The sequence below is a fragment of the Arthrobacter sp. P1_D12 genome, from assembly GCF_056406175.1.
In genome coordinates, this window is sequence record NZ_JBFUAR010000021.1 from 53,736 (window position 1) to 70,960 (window position 17,225).

The window sequence follows — 17,225 nt, forward strand, 5'->3', positions numbered from 1 at the left end:
TGACCGGGGCAGGGTTAGACGTCGAAGTGGGTCCGGGTGGGGCCCTGCCCGAGTGAATCGACCACCCCGGCCGCGACGGCGTGGAGTTTGATGTTCCGGGCGCTGGAGGCCGACTTCAGGAGCTCGAACGCCTCGTCCTGACTGCAGCGGTTCTGCGCCATGATGATGCCGACGGCGACGTCGATCACGGTCCGCGTCTCCAGGGTGGCCTTGAGGTTGGCGGCTGTATCGCTGCTGTGCGCGAACCGGACGGCAAGGCGCAGGGCCATGGAGGTCTGGTGGACGAAGTCACGGGCCAGCTCCGTGGCGCGGTCATCGAACCGGCAAGGACGGTGCGAATAGAGGTTCAGGGCGGCCCGGGTCTCGCCTTCCAGGAGGAACGGCAGCGCCAGGATCGACCGGAAGCCGTGCCCCCGCACCGCCGCGGCGTACTGCGGCCAACGGCCATCGAGTTCAAGGTCCTCAACGTGGACGGTTTCCTGTTCCCGGGAAGCCGTCATGCAAGGGCCGTCACCGAAGGTGTACTGGATTTCGTCCATGGCCTGCGCGGCGGGGCTGCTGCTCGCGACGGTGGCCGCCTTCTTTTCCCGAAGGAGCGTGATGCCGCACAGGATCTCATCCCCGGGCTCGGACAGGCTGCGCGCGGATACACGGGCCAGCTCCCAGAGGAAGTCCTCGACGTCGGAGCTGCTGAGCACCAGTTCATGCAGCTGCTGGTTTATTGAATTTGCGGTTGACTCGCTGACCACTTGTCTGTTGTGCCGTTTCACTCAGGTCAAGACGACCCGGCTGTGCTTCCCACCGCGGCAAGGGGCGGATACGGCAGCGGCCGGATCGAAGAACAATCCAACGGCTCGCTGCAAAACCGTACCGGGAGAGTATATACATCCGCGAAACGCAGGTTCCACACGGGCTCCGGACCCGACGGCTCCTGAACCGTTCGTCCGGGCATAAGCTGTGCCTTAGGCGAAATGTCGCGAACGGATTCCCCATGCCAGACCTGGACGTCAAGGACTCACCCTCCGCCCCGCTGGCGATCGCCCGCGCCGCGGGCCGGCCCGTTGCCGCCGTGTTGGACGAGCTGGGCTCGGGCGGGAACGGACTGACGGGTGCCGAAGCGGGCAGGCGCCTGACGGAAATCGGGCCGAACGCCGTGCGGACCCACATGGCGAGCGGGTGGTCGGTGCTGGGCCGGCAGCTGGCCAGCCCCATCCTGCTCCTCCTGCTCATCACCGCCGGGCTTTCACTGTTTCTCGGGGACGCCACGAACGCGATCGTCATCGGCGTGATCCTGCTGGTCAGCGTCGGGCTGGGGTTCAGCAACGAATACCGGGCCGAACGCGCTGCGGAGGCCTTGCATTCCCGCGTCACGCACCGCGCCGTCGTCGTCCGCGACGGAAGTCCGGGCGAAATCGACGTCACCGCGCTGGTGCCTGGCGACGTCGTCCACCTGGGGATCGGCGCGATCATTCCGGCGGACATGCGGGTGCTGACGGCCAAGGACCTCCTGTGTGACGAAAGCATCCTGACCGGGGAATCGCTGCCGGTCGCCAAGGATCCTGCGCCAGTGCCGCAGGATGCCCCGCTGGCGGACCTGACCAGCTGCCTCTTCATGGGGACCGTGCTCCAGTCCGGCAGCTGCACGGCAGTGGTGGTCGCCACCGGGGGCCGGGCGGAATTCGGCCGGATTGCACTGGGCCTGGGCGAACGGCAGCCGCAGACCGAGTTCCAGCTGGGCCTCAAACGGTTCTCCTTCCTGCTGCTGCAGGTGGCCATCGGACTGAGCTCGCTCATCTTCGTCGCAAACCTGATGCTGCACCGGCCCGTGATCGAATCCCTGCTGTTCTCCCTGGCGATCGCGGTCGGCATCACTCCGCAGCTGCTGCCCGCGGTGGTCAGCACCAGCCTGGCCACGGGCACCCGGCAACTGGCCCGGCGCAAGGTCCTGGTGAAGCGCCTGGTCTGCATCGAGGACCTGGGCGACATGGACATCCTGGTCACGGACAAGACCGGGACGCTGACCGAGGGCCGGATCAGTTTCACCGCCGCGCTGCCCGTCGGCGCGGGCATCGAGCCCGCTGAGCTGCTCACGCTCGGATTGTTGGCGACAGAGGCCGAATACGCCGAGGCGAGGCTCTCTACGGTCGGCCTGAACCCCTTGGATGCCGCCCTCTGGGAATCACCCGACGCGGCGGGCTTCCGGCCGGAGCTCTACGAACGCCTGGACGTCATAGACTTCGACCACCAGCGCCGCCGGACCAGCGTGCTGGTGCGCGAAGCGAACGGACCTGCCCGCATCATCACAAAAGGCTCGCCGGAAGATGTCCTGGCGCTCTGCGTGGGCACGCCGGCGGACGTGCAGGCGATGCTGGACAAGCAGTTCGACGCCGGGTCCCGGGTGGTGGCTGTCGGAACGCGACCTGCAGGCGGCCTGGAGGACCTGACGCCGCCCGAGGAGAAGGATCTGGTCCTTGCCGGGTTCCTCATCTTCCTCGACCGCCCCAAAGCCAATGCACGGGCCTCCCTTGACCAGCTCGAGGCGCTCGGCATTACGGTCAAGATCGCCACCGGCGACAACGCCAGGGTCGCCGAAAAGGTCTGTGACGAACTCGGCGTGCTCTCCGGCGGGACGCTCAGCGGCGCTGCCGTCGAGGCCATGTCCGATCCGGAGCTGGCCGCCGCCGCACGGGAGGCGAGCATCTTCGCCCGCGTGTCGCCGGAGCAGAAGGCTCGGATCATCCGGCTGCTGCGGCTAAGTGGCGGCGCCGTCGGGTTCATGGGCGACGGCGTCAACGACGCCCTTGCACTGCATGCCGCGGACATCGGCATTTCGGTCGACAGCGCCACCGACGTCGCCAAGGACGCCGCCGACGTCGTGCTGCTCGACAAGGACCTGGGGGTGTTGGCCGAGGGTGTCATGGAAGGCCGGCGGATCTTCGCCAACACCATCAAATACGTTCTCATGGGCACGTCCAGTAACTTCGGCAACATGTTCAGCGCGGCAACGGCCTCCGTGGTGTTGAGTTTCCTGCCCATGCTGCCGGGCCAGATTCTGCTCAACAACCTGCTCTACGATGCCGGCCAGCTGGCCATTCCGGGCGACCGGGTGGACAAGGAACAGCTGGTGGCCCCATCGCACTGGGACATCGGCTTCATCCGGCGTTTCATGTTCCTGTTTGGCCCCATCAGCTCCATCTTCGACTTCGCGACTTTCGCCCTCATGCTTTTCGTCTTCGACGCGGTTCCGGGCGAATTCCGGGCCGGCTGGTTCATCGAGTCCATCGTGACGCAGACGCTGATCATCTTCGTCATCCGGACCCGGCGCGTGCCCTTCTTCCGGAGCAGGCCGTCGCTGGGCCTGGTCGGTGCCTCCCTGGGCGTGGTGGCCCTCGGGGTGTACCTGCCGTTCTCGCCCCTGGCCGGCGTGCTGGGCTTCGATCCGCTGCCCGTGCCGTTCTTCCTCGCCTTGCTCGGGATGGCAGTGGTGTATTTGGTGCTGGTGGAAGTGGCGAAAGTCTGGTTCTACGCCCGGGCCGCCCAGCAGCCTGTTTCACGCGGACCGGCGGTGCTCCGGCACCGCGGCGAGACCCACCGCATTGCCCGCCGGGCCGCCCGTTTCAGCATCCCGGCGGCCAGGCCGCTGCTCGTCCACCGGGGCCCGGGCTGGCGCCGTCGACGCAAACTCGGGCATAAAGGCCCTCACAGGGTTTCGGGCGCGGGCGGATAGTTGGAGGCAGCGGCCACCTGGTCCTGTTCGGGTTTGGGGAACCCGTAGGAGCGCACCAGTTTCAGCAGCACACGACTGATGGCCGATGGCCCACGCTTCGACTTGAAAGCCATAGCCCATGAGCATCTTTGAAGACAGGGTCGACGCCGGCAGGCAGCTCGGCAGGCGTCTGGCGGAATTGCGTGGCCAGGACATTGTGGTGTTGGGCCTGCCGCGAGGCGGCGTGCCCGTGGCCTTCGAAGTCGCCGCCGCCCTGGATGCTCCCCTGGATGTGATTGTGGTGCGGAAGCTTGGGCTTCCCTACCAGCCCGAGCTCGCTATGGGGGCAATCGGTGAAGGCGGCGCCAAAGTCCTGGACGAGGAGGTCCTGGCCCATGCGCGGGTCAGCGGTGCGGAACTCCAGTCTGTTGAAGAACGCGAACGGGGCGTGCTGGAAAACCGGGTGGTCCTGTTCCGGAAGGGCCGGACCCGGCACGACCTGACCGGACGCATCGCGGTGATCGTCGACGACGGGATCGCCACCGGCTCCACTGCCCGGGTGGCCTGCCGGGTCGCCCGTAAACAGGGTGCGGCCCGCGTGATCCTGGCGGTTCCGGTTGCCCCAGCCGAAACCCTCGCCGACCTGACGGAACCGGACGAAGTGGTCTGCCTGGCGACGCCGCGCCAGTTCACCGCCGTCGGATACCACTACCGGGACTTCTCGCCGACTGACGACGACGAGGTGCTGCGCCTGCTCGATCTTGCGGCCAAACGCGTCGAGGCCGCACCGCCGCCCTTCTGGACCTCGACCGCGACCCGCGCCGACACTGCCGCCGACGTCAACGAGGAAGTGGAAATCCCGTCCCGCGGGGTGCGGCTCCAGGCCCAGCTGCACCTTCCGGTGCCGGCCAGCGCCGTGGTGCTGTTCGCCCACGGCAGCGGCAGCGGCCGCCACAGCCCCCGGAACCGGTACGTGGCCGGTGTCCTGCAGCAGGCCGGTCTCGGCACGCTGCTGCTGGACCTGCTGACGCCGGCGGAGGAGCGCCACCGCGCCAACGTCTTTGACATCGAACTCCTGGCCCGCAGGCTGTCCTCGGCCACGGACTGGCTGTCCACCCGGGCGGACACGGCCTCCTGCGCTGTGGGGTACTTCGGTGCGAGCACGGGAGCCGGGGCTGCACTGTGGGCGGCGTCGGAGCCGTCGGCGCGGATCGCGGCTGTCGTGTCCCGTGGTGGCCGCCCCGACCTCGCCGGCCCGCGGTTGTCCGCCGTCAAGGCGCCCACGCTCCTGATTGTGGGGAGCCTGGACCACGAGGTCCTGGAACTGAACCGCCGGGCGAAGGCGATGATGCGCGGTCCCAGCCAGCTCGCCGTCGTGCAGGGGGCAACGCACTTGTTTGAAGAACCGGGCACGCTCGCGGCGGCGGCCATCCTGGCGCGGGACTGGTTTATCGACTACCTGCTGCCCCCGAACGGTGCCGGCGCGCGGGGCGCGGGCGTCTGAGGGGCCGCGGGCGTCTGAGGTGACCACAGCCGGGGAGGGCCGGGACCACGAATTCCGCGGACCCTAGCTCCGGCGGCCCTCTGCCCTGGACCGGATCCCCAGGAGCATCCGCCGTTCCATCAGGAACTGCACCGGTTCCAGCAGTGCACGCAGGGCCAGACCCTCCGCCAGGGGCGAAAAGTCGTACCGGGTGCGGGACAAAAGCCTGGTGGCCTGGGGCCCGGCAGGTCGCAACACGAACGTCCAGCCGATGTCCAGCCGGCGCCCGGTGGGACGGACCCCTGCCGGCGACATCCTCCCCGTGCGCAGATCGATGGTTCCGCCCAGCCCCAGCGCCGCCCCGGACCGGATGAGCCGGACCGGAATCCCGCCGTCGGGGGACAGCGGAACGACGTCGCCAACTTTCAGGCGCTGCAGCTCCGGGAGAATCCGGTCCGCACTCCGGATGCCCAGACCCGCGCCGCGTTCGAGCCAGTCGTAGGAGTAGAAGCCGCCGCGCCCGGCGCCCATCTGGACAAGCCACGGCCAGACCTCTGCCACCGGGGCCGCAATGGTGATCGCGCGGGTGCTTTGCATGCGCGGGGCGGGCACGATCTCGTCCCCGGCGAGCGGGCCGGCGGCCTCCTGGGTGGTGGCCCCCCAGCGCAGGAGCCGCGGCCGGACAGCCAGGACGTAGGCTGCGCCCGCCGATGCCGCAGCCAGCGCCGCGAGCGGTCCGCGCAACCGGCCGGGGACGTGCTGACCGCTCACGCGAGGGACCTCATGCGCTGGTCCGGCCCCTGGCGTCGTCCGATTCCGGCCCGACCACCACCACCGGGCAGTGGGAGTGGGCCGCGACGGCCGCGCTCACCGAGCCCATGACCTGATGGAGGAAGCCGCCCTTGCCGCGCCGGCCCACCACGAGCATTTCGGCGTGCTGGCTTTCCTCGACGAGGACCTTGGCGGGCGCCCCGAACTTGACCGAGCGGGTAAGTCCTTCCGGACGCGATTCGCCGAAGGCCCGCTCCAGTGACTGGTCCACGAGGCGTTCGGCGGTCTCCTCCAGCTCATCGAGGGTGGGCGTTCTGTCCTCGGGCAGGTGGGAGGCCAGGAAGAAATCGGAAGTTCCCAGGCACGTGATGACGTCCAACGGGATGTTCAGAGCGGTGGACATGCGCCCGGCGAGGCGGAGCGCCGTCGTCGAAAACTCCGAACCGTCCACACCCACGACAATGCGCTGATCACCGTTCATGGTCCCCAGCCTTGCCCCTGCCCCCGGGACTGCCTAGGGCCGAAAGTCACGCGGGGCTGGGCACCGCGGCCGCCTCCGCTTAGGGTGGAACGGTGATTGCCGGCACCGGAGCAGGTGCCGGCCCATTGGCCGGACCATGACGTCCAGCCGAGCCTGCCACCCGAGGAGTTCCTGATGAGAGTTGCTGTTACCGGAGGAAGCGGAAAGCTGGGCCGAAACGTCGTGCGGCGGCTCAGCGATGACGGGCACGAGGTGACCAACCTGGACCGCACCGGCGTGCGCGGCCCGGGGTTCACGGAGGTGGACCTGCGCAACTACGGCCAGGTGGTGGATGTGTTCCTCGGCCTGGAGGACCGCCATGCCGGCTTTGACGCTGTGGTGCACCTGGCCGCGATTCCTGCACCGGGCCACGCCCCTGATGCCGCCACCTTCGAGAACAACATGCAGTCCACGTACAACGTGTTCCAGGCTGCCCGCCGGGCCGGGATCAAGAAAATCGTCTACGCGTCCAGTGAGACGGTGCTGGGGCTGCCTTTCGACGTCGACCCTCCCTACATCCCGGTGGACGAGGAGTACCCTGCCCGGCCGGAAAGCACGTACTCCCTGGTCAAACACCTTGAGGAGCAGATGGCCATCCAGCTGACCCGCTGGGACCCGGACCTGAGCATCACCGGCCTGCGGTTCTCCAATGTGATGGACCCGGAGGACTATGAGGAATTCCCCTCCTTCGACCACGACGCGCGGGCGCGTAAATGGAATCTCTGGGGCTACATTGACGGCCGGGACGGCGCCCAGGCCGTGGCGCGAGCCCTGGAGCACGGCCAGACCGGGTTCGAGGCGTTCATCATCGCCAACGAGGACACGGTGATGAGCCGCTCCAGCGCCAGCCTCGCCGCCGAGGTGTTCCCGAACGTCAAAGTGGTCAAGGACCTGGCCGAGCACGAGACCATGCTCTCGATCGACAAGGCCAGGCGGCTGCTGGGCTACGCGCCGAAGCACACCTGGCGGAACTACCACCCGCTGCGCACCACCCCCACGGAAGACTGACCCCAACTTGAGGAGCTCCATGCAATACCGCACCCTGGGCAACAGCGGCGCCGTCGTCTCCAACTATGCGCTGGGCACCATGACTTTTGGCGCCGAGGCCACCGAGGAGCAATCCCGCGCGATCCTGGATGACTACTTCGCGGCGGGCGGCAACTTCATCGACACCGCCGACGTCTACAGCTCGGGGGTGTCGGAGGAAATCATCGGCCGGTGGCTGGCGGACCGGGCCGAGGTCCGGGACCGGGCGGTGGTGGCCACGAAGGGCCGCTTCCCGATGGGCCAGGCCCCCAACGACGTCGGAACCTCCCGCCGGCACCTGGTCCGGGCACTCGATGACTCGCTGCGCCGGCTCGGCGTAGAACAGATTGATCTCTACCAGCTGCACGCGTGGGATCCTGTCACGCCCCTCGAGGAGACCCTCCGGTTCCTGCACGACGCCGTCACCAGCGGCAAAATCGCCTACTACGGCTTCTCCAACTTCCTGGGCTGGCAGTTGACCAAGGCCGTCCAGGTGGCGAAGGCCCATGGCTGGAGTGCCCCGGTGACGCTGCAGCCGCAGTACAGCCTGCTGGTCCGTGAGATCGAGTCGGAAATTGTGCCGGCCGCACTCGACGCCGGGATCGGGCTGCTGCCATGGTCGCCGCTGGGCGGCGGGTGGCTGTCCGGCAAGTACAAGCGCGACCAGCCGCCGGCCGGGGCCACCCGTCTGGGCGAAAACCCGAAGCGGGGGATGGAAGCCTGGGAGGCCCGCAACGCCGATCCGCGCACCTGGGACGTGATTGCCGAGGTGGAGCAGACCGCCGGGCGCCACGGCGTGAGCCCTTCCCAAGTGGCGCTGGCCTGGCTGGCGGACCGGCCGGCGGTCACCTCGGTGATCCTGGGCGCCCGTACCACCGCGCAGCTGGCGGACAATCTCGCGGCCGCGGATCTGCGGCTCACCGCGGAGGAGACGGAGCGGCTGACCGAGGCCAGCCGGCCGCGCGTCGGCGTCTATCCGTACGGGCCGATGGCCCAGGAACAGCGCAGCCGGAAGCTCGAGGGCGGCCGCTAACCAGGCAACGGGCTGACAAGGCAACGCGGGGCCCCTTAGCGCCGGTCCGGGGGGTGGGGATGGGAAGTGTCCCCGCGTTGTCATTCGGGGAAGCGCTGCCCTTCGGGGGAGGCGGGGCCGCCGGCATGATAGCTGGACCAGATGTCGCCCATTTCCTCCGTGGACTGCTCCACGATCCTGCTCATGGCGGCGTGCGCGGCGTCCGCCTCGCCGCGCTGAATAGCGCTGGCCACATCGACGTGCAGCTGCAGGGCCTCGTGGTGTGGCAAGTGCGGCATGAGTCCGTGCTGGGTGCGCCCGGTCAGCACCTCCGTCACCAGGTTATGCAGCTGGGCGAACATGGCGTTGCCGGAGGCCCGGAGTACCGACGCGTGGAATTCGATGTCGAGGCGGAGGAACTCGTCCCGGTCTCCGCGCTGGCCGGATGCCCACAGCCGTGCGGCCAGCGAGACGAGGTCGCTGCCGGCATCCCAGGAAGCCCTCCCGGCAGCGAGCCGGGCGGCCGCCGGTTCGATTGCCCCGCGGAGCTCGTTCAGGGCCTGCAGCTGCTCCAGCCGCTTTGACGAGGCCAGCCGCCAGCGGATTACCTGCGGGTCGTACGCGTTCCACGATTCCTCCGGCTGCACCACCGTCCCCAGCCGCCGCCGCGACTCCAGCATCCCCTTGGAGGACAGCACGCGGGTGGCTTCCCGCACCACGGACCGGGAGACGTTGTGCCGGGCCTCGATCTCGTCCAGGCGCAGGATCGAGTGCGGTGCCAGCGTCCCTTCGGCGATGGCAAGCCCCAGGTTCTGGAGCAGCACGGCATGCAGGTCTGCTGTTGGCTCCGCCTTTGGAGTTTTCATAAATAAATCATACTGGCGGCCCACAAGGTCTTGTATAAATCTGCTTTATTTACCTAAGATCACTTCCAGAGCAGATGTAAAGATGCATTTGCAGCCGGCTGGACAGAGACGCCCAGCCCTGAAAACCAAAGGAAGTCGTAATGAAGCGACGTTCAATTGCGAAGTACGCGGCCGTCGCCGCCGTCCTGTCCCTGGGCCTGACTGCCTGCGGCGGGGCCAGCGGCAGCGCCGACGCCAAGACCTCCGGCACCGTCCGGGTCACCCTCGCCAACCACGTCTGGACCGAGGGCATCAAGGCAGCCATTCCGGAATTCGAGAAGTCCAGCGGACTCAAGGTCGAACTGACCCAGCTGGGCGAAGACCAGCTCTCGGACCAGTACAACGTCAAGCTCAACGCCGGCAGCGACGAGATCGACGTCATGATGTACCGCCCGCTCCAGGAAGGAAAGGCGTTCGCGAAGAACGGCTACCTTGCGGACCTGACGTCCAAGGTCTCCTCGGACGCCGCGTGGGACTGGAAGGACTACCAGGAGGGCCCGGTCAAGGCCACCACCGCTGACGGCAAGGTGGTCGGCGTGCCGATCATCACCGAACGCGAAGTCCTCTACTACCGCAAGGACCTGCTGAAGGCCGCCGGCCTGGAGGTTCCCAAGACCATGGACGAGCTCGAGGCCGCGGCCAAGGCCATCAAGGCTGCCTCCCCGGGCACGGCCGGCTTCGTGGCCCGCACCGGCAAGTCCGCCGCCGTCACCCAGTTCTCCAGCTTCCTGTACAGCTTCGGCGGCGACTTCACCGACGCCAGCGGCAAGTCGGCCGTCAACTCCGACGCCGCGAAGAAGGCCTACGCGTTCTACGGCGGCCTGATCAAGAACTACGGCCCCGCCAACGTCAGCACCGACATGAGCTGGCCCGAGGCAATGGCGATCTTCACCCAGGGCAAGGCCGCCTTCTACACGGAGGCCGACTCGCTCTACAAGAACGCCACCGACCCGGCCAAGTCCAAGGTTGCCGACACCGTCGGTTTCGCCGCACTGCCCGCCGGCCCCGCCGGCTCCAAGCCGTACAACATCCCGTCCTGGGGCCTCGCCATCAACCAGGCATCCAGCAACCAGGACAACGCCTGGAAGTTCATCCAGTGGGCCACCAGCAAGGAACGCACCCTCGACGCACAGAAGGCCGGAGTCCCCGGACCCCGCGCGTCGGTCTGGGCTGACCAGGCCGGCACCTCCACCTACCCGAAGGACCTCGCCGAGGCCATCTCCGCCAGCGCCAAGAACGGCGTCGGGCACGACCGTCCCCAGGTTGTCACCGTAGGCAAGGCCCGCGAAATCGTGGGCGGCCCGATCGTCGCCACCATCACCGGCTCTGACTCGTCCGCCGCAGCCGACACGGCGCACGACGCCTTCCAGAAGTTCCTGGACAGCGAAAAGAAGTAACGCCCCAGGCGCCCCTGCCAGGCTTCGCGCCTGAGCACTGCGCCTGAGCACCAAACAGCCCGGCGGGACGGCGGTCCGATGCCGTCCCGCCGCGGCCAGCTTTTCACTTCACCCCCAACTCCTTAGGTGAACCATGTCTGTATTGACCACTCCCCGCAGCGCCCAGACCCAGCCGCCGTCCGGCCGAAAGGGCGCCCGCACCCCCGGTGCACGCGAGAACTTCTCCGGCTGGGCCAACCGGCACCGCAAATGGCTCTTCGCCGCCCCCGCCATGATCTTCGTCGGCGTCCTGATCGTCTTCCCCCTCGGCTGGACCCTGTACCTGAGCCTGACCGATTCGCAGGGCTCCGTCCGGGCGGCCTCCGAGTTTGTCGGCGTGCAGAACTACCTCACGGTCCTCTCCGACGTCGAACGCTTCTGGCCCGCCGTCGGCCGCACGCTGAGCTTCACCGGCGTTGCCCTTGTCTGCGAAGTGGTCCTCGGCATGTGCATTGCGCTGCTGCTGTGGCGCCCGTTCCGCGGCGAAAAATGGGTCCGCGTGGCCATCCTGCTCCCGCTCGTCGCCACCCCCGTGGCCGTCGGCATGATGTGGCGGCTGATCTTCGATCCCAACATCGGCTTCGTCAACCAGCTGCTCGGCATGGTCGGGATTCCCGCCCAGCCCTGGCTCTCCGGCCAGGACACGGCGCTCGGCACCACCATCTTCATGGACGTCTGGCAGTGGACCCCCATGGTGGTCCTGATCCTCCTGGCCGGACTGACCTCGCTCTCCGAGGAACCCGACGAGGCGGCCCGGATGGACGGCGCCAACGCCTTCCAGCGGTTTTTCTTCATCACGCTGCCCCTCATGATGCCGACCGTGATCGTCGCCATCCTGCTCCGGGGCATCGACGCCCTGAAGACCTTCGACATCCTCTACGCCACCAAGGGCAAGGGCGGCGGGTCCTTCCACGAAGTGGAAACGCTCAACGTCTACGCCTACGGGCTGAGCTTCGACTACAACCAGTACGGGCTCTCCTCCGCGGTGCTGATCCTGTTCTTCATGATCATCATCGGCTCCATGTGGCTGCTGACCATGCGCAAGAAAGCGGTAAGCAAATGACCGTAGTGTCCGAAAACACCGAACCCCAAACGGTCGCCGCCGTGCCGGCCAAGATCGCGCCGCGCCCCCGGAAGCCGCTGGGCACCCGCGCGTACAAGGTGTTCCGCGTGGCGGCACTGGTGGCCGTGGTGCTGTTCCTGATCGCCCCGCTGTTCTGGATGCTGCTGGCATCCCTCAAGACCAACGTGGACATCTACGACACCGGCAAGTCGTTCCTGTTCACCCCCACGTTCGAGAACTACGCCAATGTGCTGCAGCGGAACAACTACTTCGTCTTCATCTTCAACAGCTTCTGGGTGGCCTTCGTCTCCACTGCCCTGTCGCTGGTCCTGGGCGTGCCCGCCGCCTACGCCATGAGCCGGTTCACGATGCACCGCTCGGCCCTTGTGGTCCTGATGGCCCGCGTCATCCCCGGCGTCTCCCTGCTGGTGCCTTGGTACTACGTCTTCTCCAACCTGAAGATGGTGGGCGGCTTCGAGGTGTTGATCCTCAGCCACATGTTCGTCGCGCTGCCGCTGATCGTGTACATCATGATGAGCTACTTCGATTCCCTGCCGCTGGAGCTGGAGGAGTCGGCCCAAGTGGACGGCCTCACCCCGATCGGCGCCTTCCGCCGCATCACCCTGCCGCTCTCCGTCGCCGGCATGGCCACCGCCGGCATCCTGTCCTTCATCTTCTCGTGGAACAACTTCATGTTCGCCCTGGTGCTCTCCGGCTCCAAGACCAAGACCCTGCCGGTCGCGATCTTCGACTTCGTCTCCTACGCGAGCATCGACTGGGGCGGACTCATGGCGGCCGCCACCGTGGTCACCATTCCGATCATGATCATTGCGCTCTTCACGCAGAAGTACATCGTCTCCGGCATGACCGCCGGCGCGACCAAGGGCTAGGCAACAGATGACACTCATCAGCAGGATTGAAACGTTCCTCGTCGCACCGCGCTGGCTCTTCGTCCGGGTCGAGACCGAGAGCGGGATCGTCGGCTGGGGCGAGGCGAGCTGCGAAGGCCGCAGCGAAACCGTACGCACCGCCGTCGACCAGCTCTCGGAACTGCTCATCGGCAACGATGCGCTGCGGATCGAGGACCACTGGCAGGTCATGACGAAGGGGTCCTTCTACCGCGGCGGGCCGATCCTGGCCAGCGCCGTGTCCGGCCTGGACCAGGCGCTCTGGGACATCGCGGGCAAGCACTTCAACACGCCCGTGCACCAGCTTCTCGGCGGCCATGTCCGGGACCGGATCCGGATGTACGGCTGGGTGGGCGGGGATGAGCCCAATGAGGTGGCGGACCAGATCAGCGCGCAGCTGGAGGTCGGCCTGACGGCGGTCAAGATGAACGCCAGCGGCCGGATGAGCCCCATCGCCTCCGTGGCCGAGCTCGACGGCGTCGTCCGCCGCGTCGCCGCCGCCCGCGAGGTCCTCGGCGACCACCGCGACGTCGCCGTGGACTTCCACGGCCGCTTCAGCCTCGCCAACGCCCGCCGGGTGGCGCCGCTGCTGGAACCGTACCGGCCGTTCTTCCTCGAAGAGCCGGTGGTCCCGGAAAACACGCACCTGCTGCGCGAGTTCACGTCCTCCACGGCGACGCCGGTCTCCACCGGTGAGCGGCTCTACAGCCGGCAGGAATTCCTGCCCGCGCTGCAGGCCGGCATCGCCGTGGCCCAGCCGGACCTCTCCCACGCCGGCGGCATCACCGAGGTCCGCAAAATCGCCTCGCTCGCCGAAATCTACGAGGTCCAGCTCGCCCCGCACTGCCCGCTGGGCCCGCTGGCGCTCGCCGCCTGCCTGCAGGTGGGCTTCGCGACGCCCAACTTCCTGATCCAGGAGCAAAGCATCGGCATCCACTACAACCAGGGCGCCGAAGTCCTGGACTACGTCGTGGACAAGTCCCCGCTGAAGTTCGTGGACGGACACATCGAACGGCTCATCGGCCCGGGCCTGGGCATCGAGATCGACGAGGCCGTGGTCCGGGCCGCGGACAAGCGCGGGCATGCCTGGCGCGGTCCCGTCTGGCGGCACCCCGACGGCGCCTTCGCCGAGTGGTGAACGCCGGAACGCTGGGACCGGACCTGTTGCCCCGGCGTATTTGCCCCGACGTATTTGCCCCGACGTATTTGCCTCGAAGGAGAAGCCTGACATGGAGAACACCCTGACGCCCGAACTGCTGCTGGCCGGGATCCAGGAAAGCCGGCTGGTGGCCATTGTGCGCGGCACGGACGGCGCGGCCGCCGCGAAGGCAGCCCTCGCGGCGATGGAGGAGGGCTTCCGGTATGTCGAAATAGCGCTCACCACGCCCCGGGCCCTTGAAGCCATCCGGGAAGTCCGCGCGGCCGCCCCCGCGGGCTGCTTCGTCGGTGCCGGAACGGTGCTGACGGCCCAGGACGTTGCCCGCGTCGCCGAGGCGGGCGGCCAGTTCATGGTGACCCCGTCGCTGGCAGAGTCGATTGCCGAGTCGGCCCGGCTGGCACTGCCTGTGCTCGCCGGTGCGCTGACACCCAGCGAGGCCCACGAAGCCATGAACCGCGGCGCCACGGCTGTCAAGCTCTTCCCCGCTTCCATCGGCGGTCCGGGCTACCTCAAGGCGCTCCGCGACCCGTTCCCCGGGATCCCGTTCATCGCCGTCGGCGGCGTCGGGCTGGATGAAGCCGAGGGCTACTGGGAAGCCGGTGCCATTGCCGTGGGGCTCGGTGGACCGCTCTTCGGCGATGCCGGCTCCGGCGGCGACCTCGCCCCGATGCGGGAGCGGGCCCGCGGTTTCGTGACCCTGGCCGCCGGGTTCGGCCGCCCGCGCGCGGAGAGCCTCCGGTGATGGCCGCCGTCGGCCCGGCTTTGGCCGAAGAGAGAGTCGAACTGCTGACGTTTGGCGAGTCCATGGTCTCGCTGCGGTCCACCGGCCCGCTGTCCGCCGGCGGCAGCCTCGGCATGCACGTGGCCGGGGCCGAATCGAACGTGGCCGTCGGGGTCGCCCGGCTCGGGCACAGCGTTACCTGGGCCGGGGTTGTCGGCGCCGACCCGCACGGGGAGTACATTTTGCGGCAGCTGCGCGCCGAGGGGATCGGGCTGCGGCACCGGATTGACGCGGCAAGGAATACCGGGGTGATGTTCCTTGAACAGCGCACCGCGGATGTCACCCGGGCCTTCTACTACCGTGCCGGATCCGCCGGGTCCACCCTCGGCCGGGAGGACCTGGACCGTGCCCTGGCGGCCGGGGCACGGATCCTGCATCTGACCGGCATCACCGCCGCCCTCAGCCCCGACGCCCGCAAGGCCGTGGAGTATGCGGCCGAGCGCGCCGCCGCCGAGGGCATGGAGGTCTCTCTCGACGTCAATTACCGCAGCAAGCTCTGGACCCGGGAGGAGGCCAGCGCCGCGCTCACGCCGCTTGCCCGGCACGCCAGCATCGTGATCGCCTCCGACGATGAGCTCGGGCTGGTCGCGGCCCCGGTGGGTGCTGGCCCGGAGGGATCACCGCACCCCGGCGATGCCGATACAGATGCAGATGGCGCCGAAACAGCCATGGCCGCCGAACTGCTGGAGCGCGGCGTCCGTGAAGTCGTGGTCAAGCGCGGCGCCGCCGGCGCCGGTGTCCACACCGCCGACGGGCGATGGGAAGTGCCCGCCGTGCCTGTGACCAGCATCGATACCGTGGGCGCCGGGGATGCCTTCACCGCCGGCTACCTGTCCGCCCTGCTCGACGGCGCCGACGTCGCCGGCCGCCTGCAGCGCGGCGCCCTGGCGGGAGCCTTTGCCGTCAGCACCGCGGGGGACTGGGAAGGCCTGCCCGGCCGTGCGGAGCTGGCACTGCTCGGGACGCCGGGCGGAACCACCCAGCGCTAAGCCCCCGTTTTAAGCCCGCCGCCTCGCGGCGACGGTTCTTCGGCCGTCGTCCGGCCGTCCGGGACCGCCGACGGCGCCCCCACCGTTCCGGCCGGCGCCGGGCCGCTGGCGCCGGGCAACTAAGACACCCCCCGTTAGAGCAGAAAAGGACCTGTTGTGAAAATCATTGCCGCTGAAGTGTTCGTCACCAGCCCCTCCCGGAACTTCGTGACCCTGCGGATCACCACCGAGGACGGCGTGACCGGGATCGGGGACGCGACCCTGAACGGGCGCGAGCTCGCCGTGGCCGCCTATTTGAAGGAGCACGTCGCGCAGCTGCTGATCGGCAAGGACCCGCACCGGATCGAGGACACCTGGCAGTTCCTGTACCGGTCCTCGTACTGGCGCCGTGGCCCGGTCACGATGGCCGCGATCGCCGCCGTGGACATGGCGCTGTGGGACATCAAGGGCAAGCTCGCCGGAATGCCGGTCTACCAGCTCCTGGGCGGGGCGTCCCGGAACGGGCTGCGCGCCTACGGGCACGCCTCCGGCGCGGACCTGCCGTCCCTGTTCGATTCGGTCCGTGAGCACCTGGAGCTCGGCTACAAGTCGATCCGGATCCAGACCGCGGTGCCCGGGATCAAGGCCGTCTACGGCGTCGCGGCGCAGGCCCAGGCCTCCGGGGAGCGCTATGACTACGAACCGGCCGGGCGCGGCGCGTTCCCGCAGGAAGAGGACTGGGACACCCGCGCCTACCTCCGCCACCTGCCCACCGTGTTCGAGGCGGTGCGCAACGAGTTCGGCCCGGACCTCCCGCTGCTGCACGACGGGCACCACCGGATGACCCCGATCCAGGCCGCGAAGCTGGGCAAGGCGCTCGAACCCTACGACCTGTTCTGGCTCGAGGACTGCACCCCGGCCGAAAACCAGGAAGCCCTCCGCCTGGTCCGGGCGCACACCACCACCCCGCTGGCGATCGGGGAAATCTTCAACACCGTCTACGACTACCAGGCCCTGATCAAGGAACAGCTGATCGACTACGTGAGGGCAGCCTCCACCCACTTCGGCGGGATCAGCCCGCTGAAGAAGGTGATGGACTACGCCGCGCAGTACCAGATCAAGTCCGGCTTCCACGGCCCCACCGACATCTCCCCGGTCGGGTTCGCCGCGCAGCTGCACGTGGGCCTGGCGATCCACAACTACGGCATCCAGGAATACATGCAGCACTCGGACAAGACCAACGAGGTCTTCGAACAATCCATGACCTTCGTCGACGGCTACCTGCACCCGGGCGACAAGCCCGGCATCGGCGTCGAATTCAACGAGGAAGCCGCCGCCGCGTTCCCCTACCAGCAGGCCTACCTGCCCTACAACCGCCTCGTGGATGGAACCGTTCATGACTGGTAACCCGACCACGACCGGCAAACCGTCCACGACGGGTAACTGGCACTGACGGGTGGCAGTGCATTAAGCACCAAAAAGGTCCC

At 68.1% G+C, this 17,225-nt stretch carries 15 protein-coding genes; 11 read left to right on the forward strand and 4 right to left on the reverse strand.

Annotated features, from left to right (window positions below):
• Positions 1-14: 14 nt before the first annotated feature.
• The gene (locus tag AC1DZV_RS15860) at positions 15-749 is read right to left on the reverse strand and encodes a GAF and ANTAR domain-containing protein (protein ID WP_476951728.1); all 735 of its coding nucleotides are present in this window, start codon (positions 747-749) and stop codon (positions 15-17) included.
• 242 nt (positions 750-991) lie between these two features.
• On the opposite strand from AC1DZV_RS15860, the gene mgtA reads away from it, so the two are divergent.
• On the forward strand, positions 992-3,727 hold the full coding sequence (mgtA, locus tag AC1DZV_RS15865) for a magnesium-translocating P-type ATPase (protein WP_476951727.1): 2,736 nt from the start codon (positions 992-994) through the stop codon (positions 3,725-3,727).
• 118 nt (positions 3,728-3,845) lie between these two features.
• The gene (locus AC1DZV_RS15870) at positions 3,846-5,210 is read left to right on the forward strand and encodes a phosphoribosyltransferase family protein (protein WP_476954076.1); all 1,365 of its coding nucleotides are present in this window, start codon (positions 3,846-3,848) and stop codon (positions 5,208-5,210) included.
• A 63-nt stretch (positions 5,211-5,273) separates the two neighbouring features.
• Here the strand turns inward: AC1DZV_RS15870 and AC1DZV_RS15875 are convergent, their stop codons facing one another.
• Both AC1DZV_RS15875 and AC1DZV_RS15880 read right to left on the reverse strand, forming a co-directional pair.
• Positions 5,274-5,960, reverse strand: coding sequence for an SRPBCC family protein (locus tag AC1DZV_RS15875; protein WP_476951725.1), 687 nt, complete (start codon positions 5,958-5,960; stop codon positions 5,274-5,276).
• A 10-nt stretch (positions 5,961-5,970) separates the two neighbouring features.
• A complete protein-coding gene (locus AC1DZV_RS15880; protein WP_476951724.1) occupies positions 5,971-6,441 on the reverse strand; it encodes a universal stress protein in 471 nt (156 codons plus the stop codon).
• Positions 6,442-6,615: 174 nt separating this feature from the next.
• On the opposite strand from AC1DZV_RS15880, the gene AC1DZV_RS15885 reads away from it, so the two are divergent.
• The gene (locus tag AC1DZV_RS15885; RefSeq protein ID WP_476954077.1) at positions 6,616-7,488 is read left to right on the forward strand and encodes an NAD-dependent epimerase/dehydratase family protein; all 873 of its coding nucleotides are present in this window, start codon (positions 6,616-6,618) and stop codon (positions 7,486-7,488) included.
• 19 nt (positions 7,489-7,507) lie between these two features.
• The gene (locus AC1DZV_RS15890; RefSeq protein ID WP_476954078.1) at positions 7,508-8,539 is read left to right on the forward strand and encodes an aldo/keto reductase; all 1,032 of its coding nucleotides are present in this window, start codon (positions 7,508-7,510) and stop codon (positions 8,537-8,539) included.
• A gap of 80 nt (positions 8,540-8,619) precedes the next feature.
• Here the strand turns inward: AC1DZV_RS15890 and AC1DZV_RS15895 are convergent, their stop codons facing one another.
• On the reverse strand, positions 8,620-9,384 hold the full coding sequence (locus tag AC1DZV_RS15895; RefSeq protein WP_243181705.1) for a FadR/GntR family transcriptional regulator: 765 nt from the start codon (positions 9,382-9,384) through the stop codon (positions 8,620-8,622).
• Between the two features lie 140 nt (positions 9,385-9,524).
• Here AC1DZV_RS15895 and AC1DZV_RS15900 point away from each other — a divergent pair, with 140 nt between their 5' ends.
• From AC1DZV_RS15900 to manD, 7 genes are all read left to right on the forward strand, one after another.
• Positions 9,525-10,820 carry an ABC transporter substrate-binding protein gene (locus AC1DZV_RS15900; RefSeq protein WP_476954079.1) on the forward strand — a complete coding sequence of 432 codons (1,296 nt, stop codon included), beginning with the start codon at positions 9,525-9,527 and terminating at the stop codon, positions 10,818-10,820.
• 133 nt (positions 10,821-10,953) lie between these two features.
• Complete coding sequence (locus AC1DZV_RS15905; protein ID WP_459385587.1) at positions 10,954-11,922, forward strand: carbohydrate ABC transporter permease; 969 nt, start codon at positions 10,954-10,956, stop codon at positions 11,920-11,922.
• Positions 11,919-12,812: a carbohydrate ABC transporter permease gene (locus AC1DZV_RS15910; protein WP_243181708.1), complete on the forward strand. Its 894-nt coding sequence runs from the start codon at positions 11,919-11,921 to the stop codon at positions 12,810-12,812. Before AC1DZV_RS15905 ends, AC1DZV_RS15910 begins: the two co-directional genes overlap by 4 nt.
• A 7-nt stretch (positions 12,813-12,819) precedes the next feature.
• On the forward strand, positions 12,820-13,968 hold the full coding sequence (gene dgoD, locus AC1DZV_RS15915; RefSeq protein ID WP_476954080.1) for a galactonate dehydratase: 1,149 nt from the start codon (positions 12,820-12,822) through the stop codon (positions 13,966-13,968).
• Between the two features lie 91 nt (positions 13,969-14,059).
• Positions 14,060-14,731, forward strand: coding sequence for a bifunctional 4-hydroxy-2-oxoglutarate aldolase/2-dehydro-3-deoxy-phosphogluconate aldolase (locus AC1DZV_RS15920; RefSeq protein WP_028276126.1), 672 nt, complete (start codon positions 14,060-14,062; stop codon positions 14,729-14,731).
• Entirely contained in the window at positions 14,731-15,759 is a 1,029-nt protein-coding gene (locus AC1DZV_RS15925; RefSeq protein ID WP_476954081.1) for a sugar kinase, read from the forward strand. The genes AC1DZV_RS15920 and AC1DZV_RS15925 overlap by 1 nt, the downstream gene beginning before the upstream one ends.
• 156 nt (positions 15,760-15,915) lie before the next feature.
• Entirely contained in the window at positions 15,916-17,145 is a 1,230-nt protein-coding gene (gene manD, locus AC1DZV_RS15930) for a D-mannonate dehydratase ManD (RefSeq protein WP_028276128.1), read from the forward strand.
• The last annotated feature ends 80 nt before the right edge of the window (positions 17,146-17,225 follow it).

Excerpts from the sequence above, each read along its gene's own strand:
- AC1DZV_RS15910 (WP_243181708.1), top strand. The coding sequence starts at position 11,919 with ATGACCGTAGTGTCCGAAAACACCGAACCCCAAACGGTCGCCGCCGTG.
- AC1DZV_RS15890 (WP_476954078.1), top strand. The coding sequence starts at position 7,508 with ATGCAATACCGCACCCTGGGCAACAGCGGCGCCGTCGTCTCCAACTAT.
- AC1DZV_RS15925 (WP_476954081.1), top strand. The coding sequence starts at position 14,731 with ATGGCCGCCGTCGGCCCGGCTTTGGCCGAAGAGAGAGTCGAACTGCTG.
- dgoD (WP_476954080.1), top strand. The coding sequence starts at position 12,820 with ATGACACTCATCAGCAGGATTGAAACGTTCCTCGTCGCACCGCGCTGG.
- AC1DZV_RS15885 (WP_476954077.1), top strand. The coding sequence starts at position 6,616 with ATGAGAGTTGCTGTTACCGGAGGAAGCGGAAAGCTGGGCCGAAACGTC.
- AC1DZV_RS15900 (WP_476954079.1), top strand. The coding sequence starts at position 9,525 with ATGAAGCGACGTTCAATTGCGAAGTACGCGGCCGTCGCCGCCGTCCTG.
- AC1DZV_RS15905 (WP_459385587.1), top strand. The coding sequence starts at position 10,954 with ATGTCTGTATTGACCACTCCCCGCAGCGCCCAGACCCAGCCGCCGTCC.
- AC1DZV_RS15920 (WP_028276126.1), top strand. The coding sequence starts at position 14,060 with ATGGAGAACACCCTGACGCCCGAACTGCTGCTGGCCGGGATCCAGGAA.
- AC1DZV_RS15895 (WP_243181705.1), bottom strand. The coding sequence starts at position 9,384 with ATGAAAACTCCAAAGGCGGAGCCAACAGCAGACCTGCATGCCGTGCTG.
- AC1DZV_RS15870 (WP_476954076.1), top strand. The coding sequence starts at position 3,846 with ATGAGCATCTTTGAAGACAGGGTCGACGCCGGCAGGCAGCTCGGCAGG.
- mgtA (WP_476951727.1), top strand. The coding sequence starts at position 992 with ATGCCAGACCTGGACGTCAAGGACTCACCCTCCGCCCCGCTGGCGATC.
- AC1DZV_RS15880 (WP_476951724.1), bottom strand. The coding sequence starts at position 6,441 with ATGAACGGTGATCAGCGCATTGTCGTGGGTGTGGACGGTTCGGAGTTT.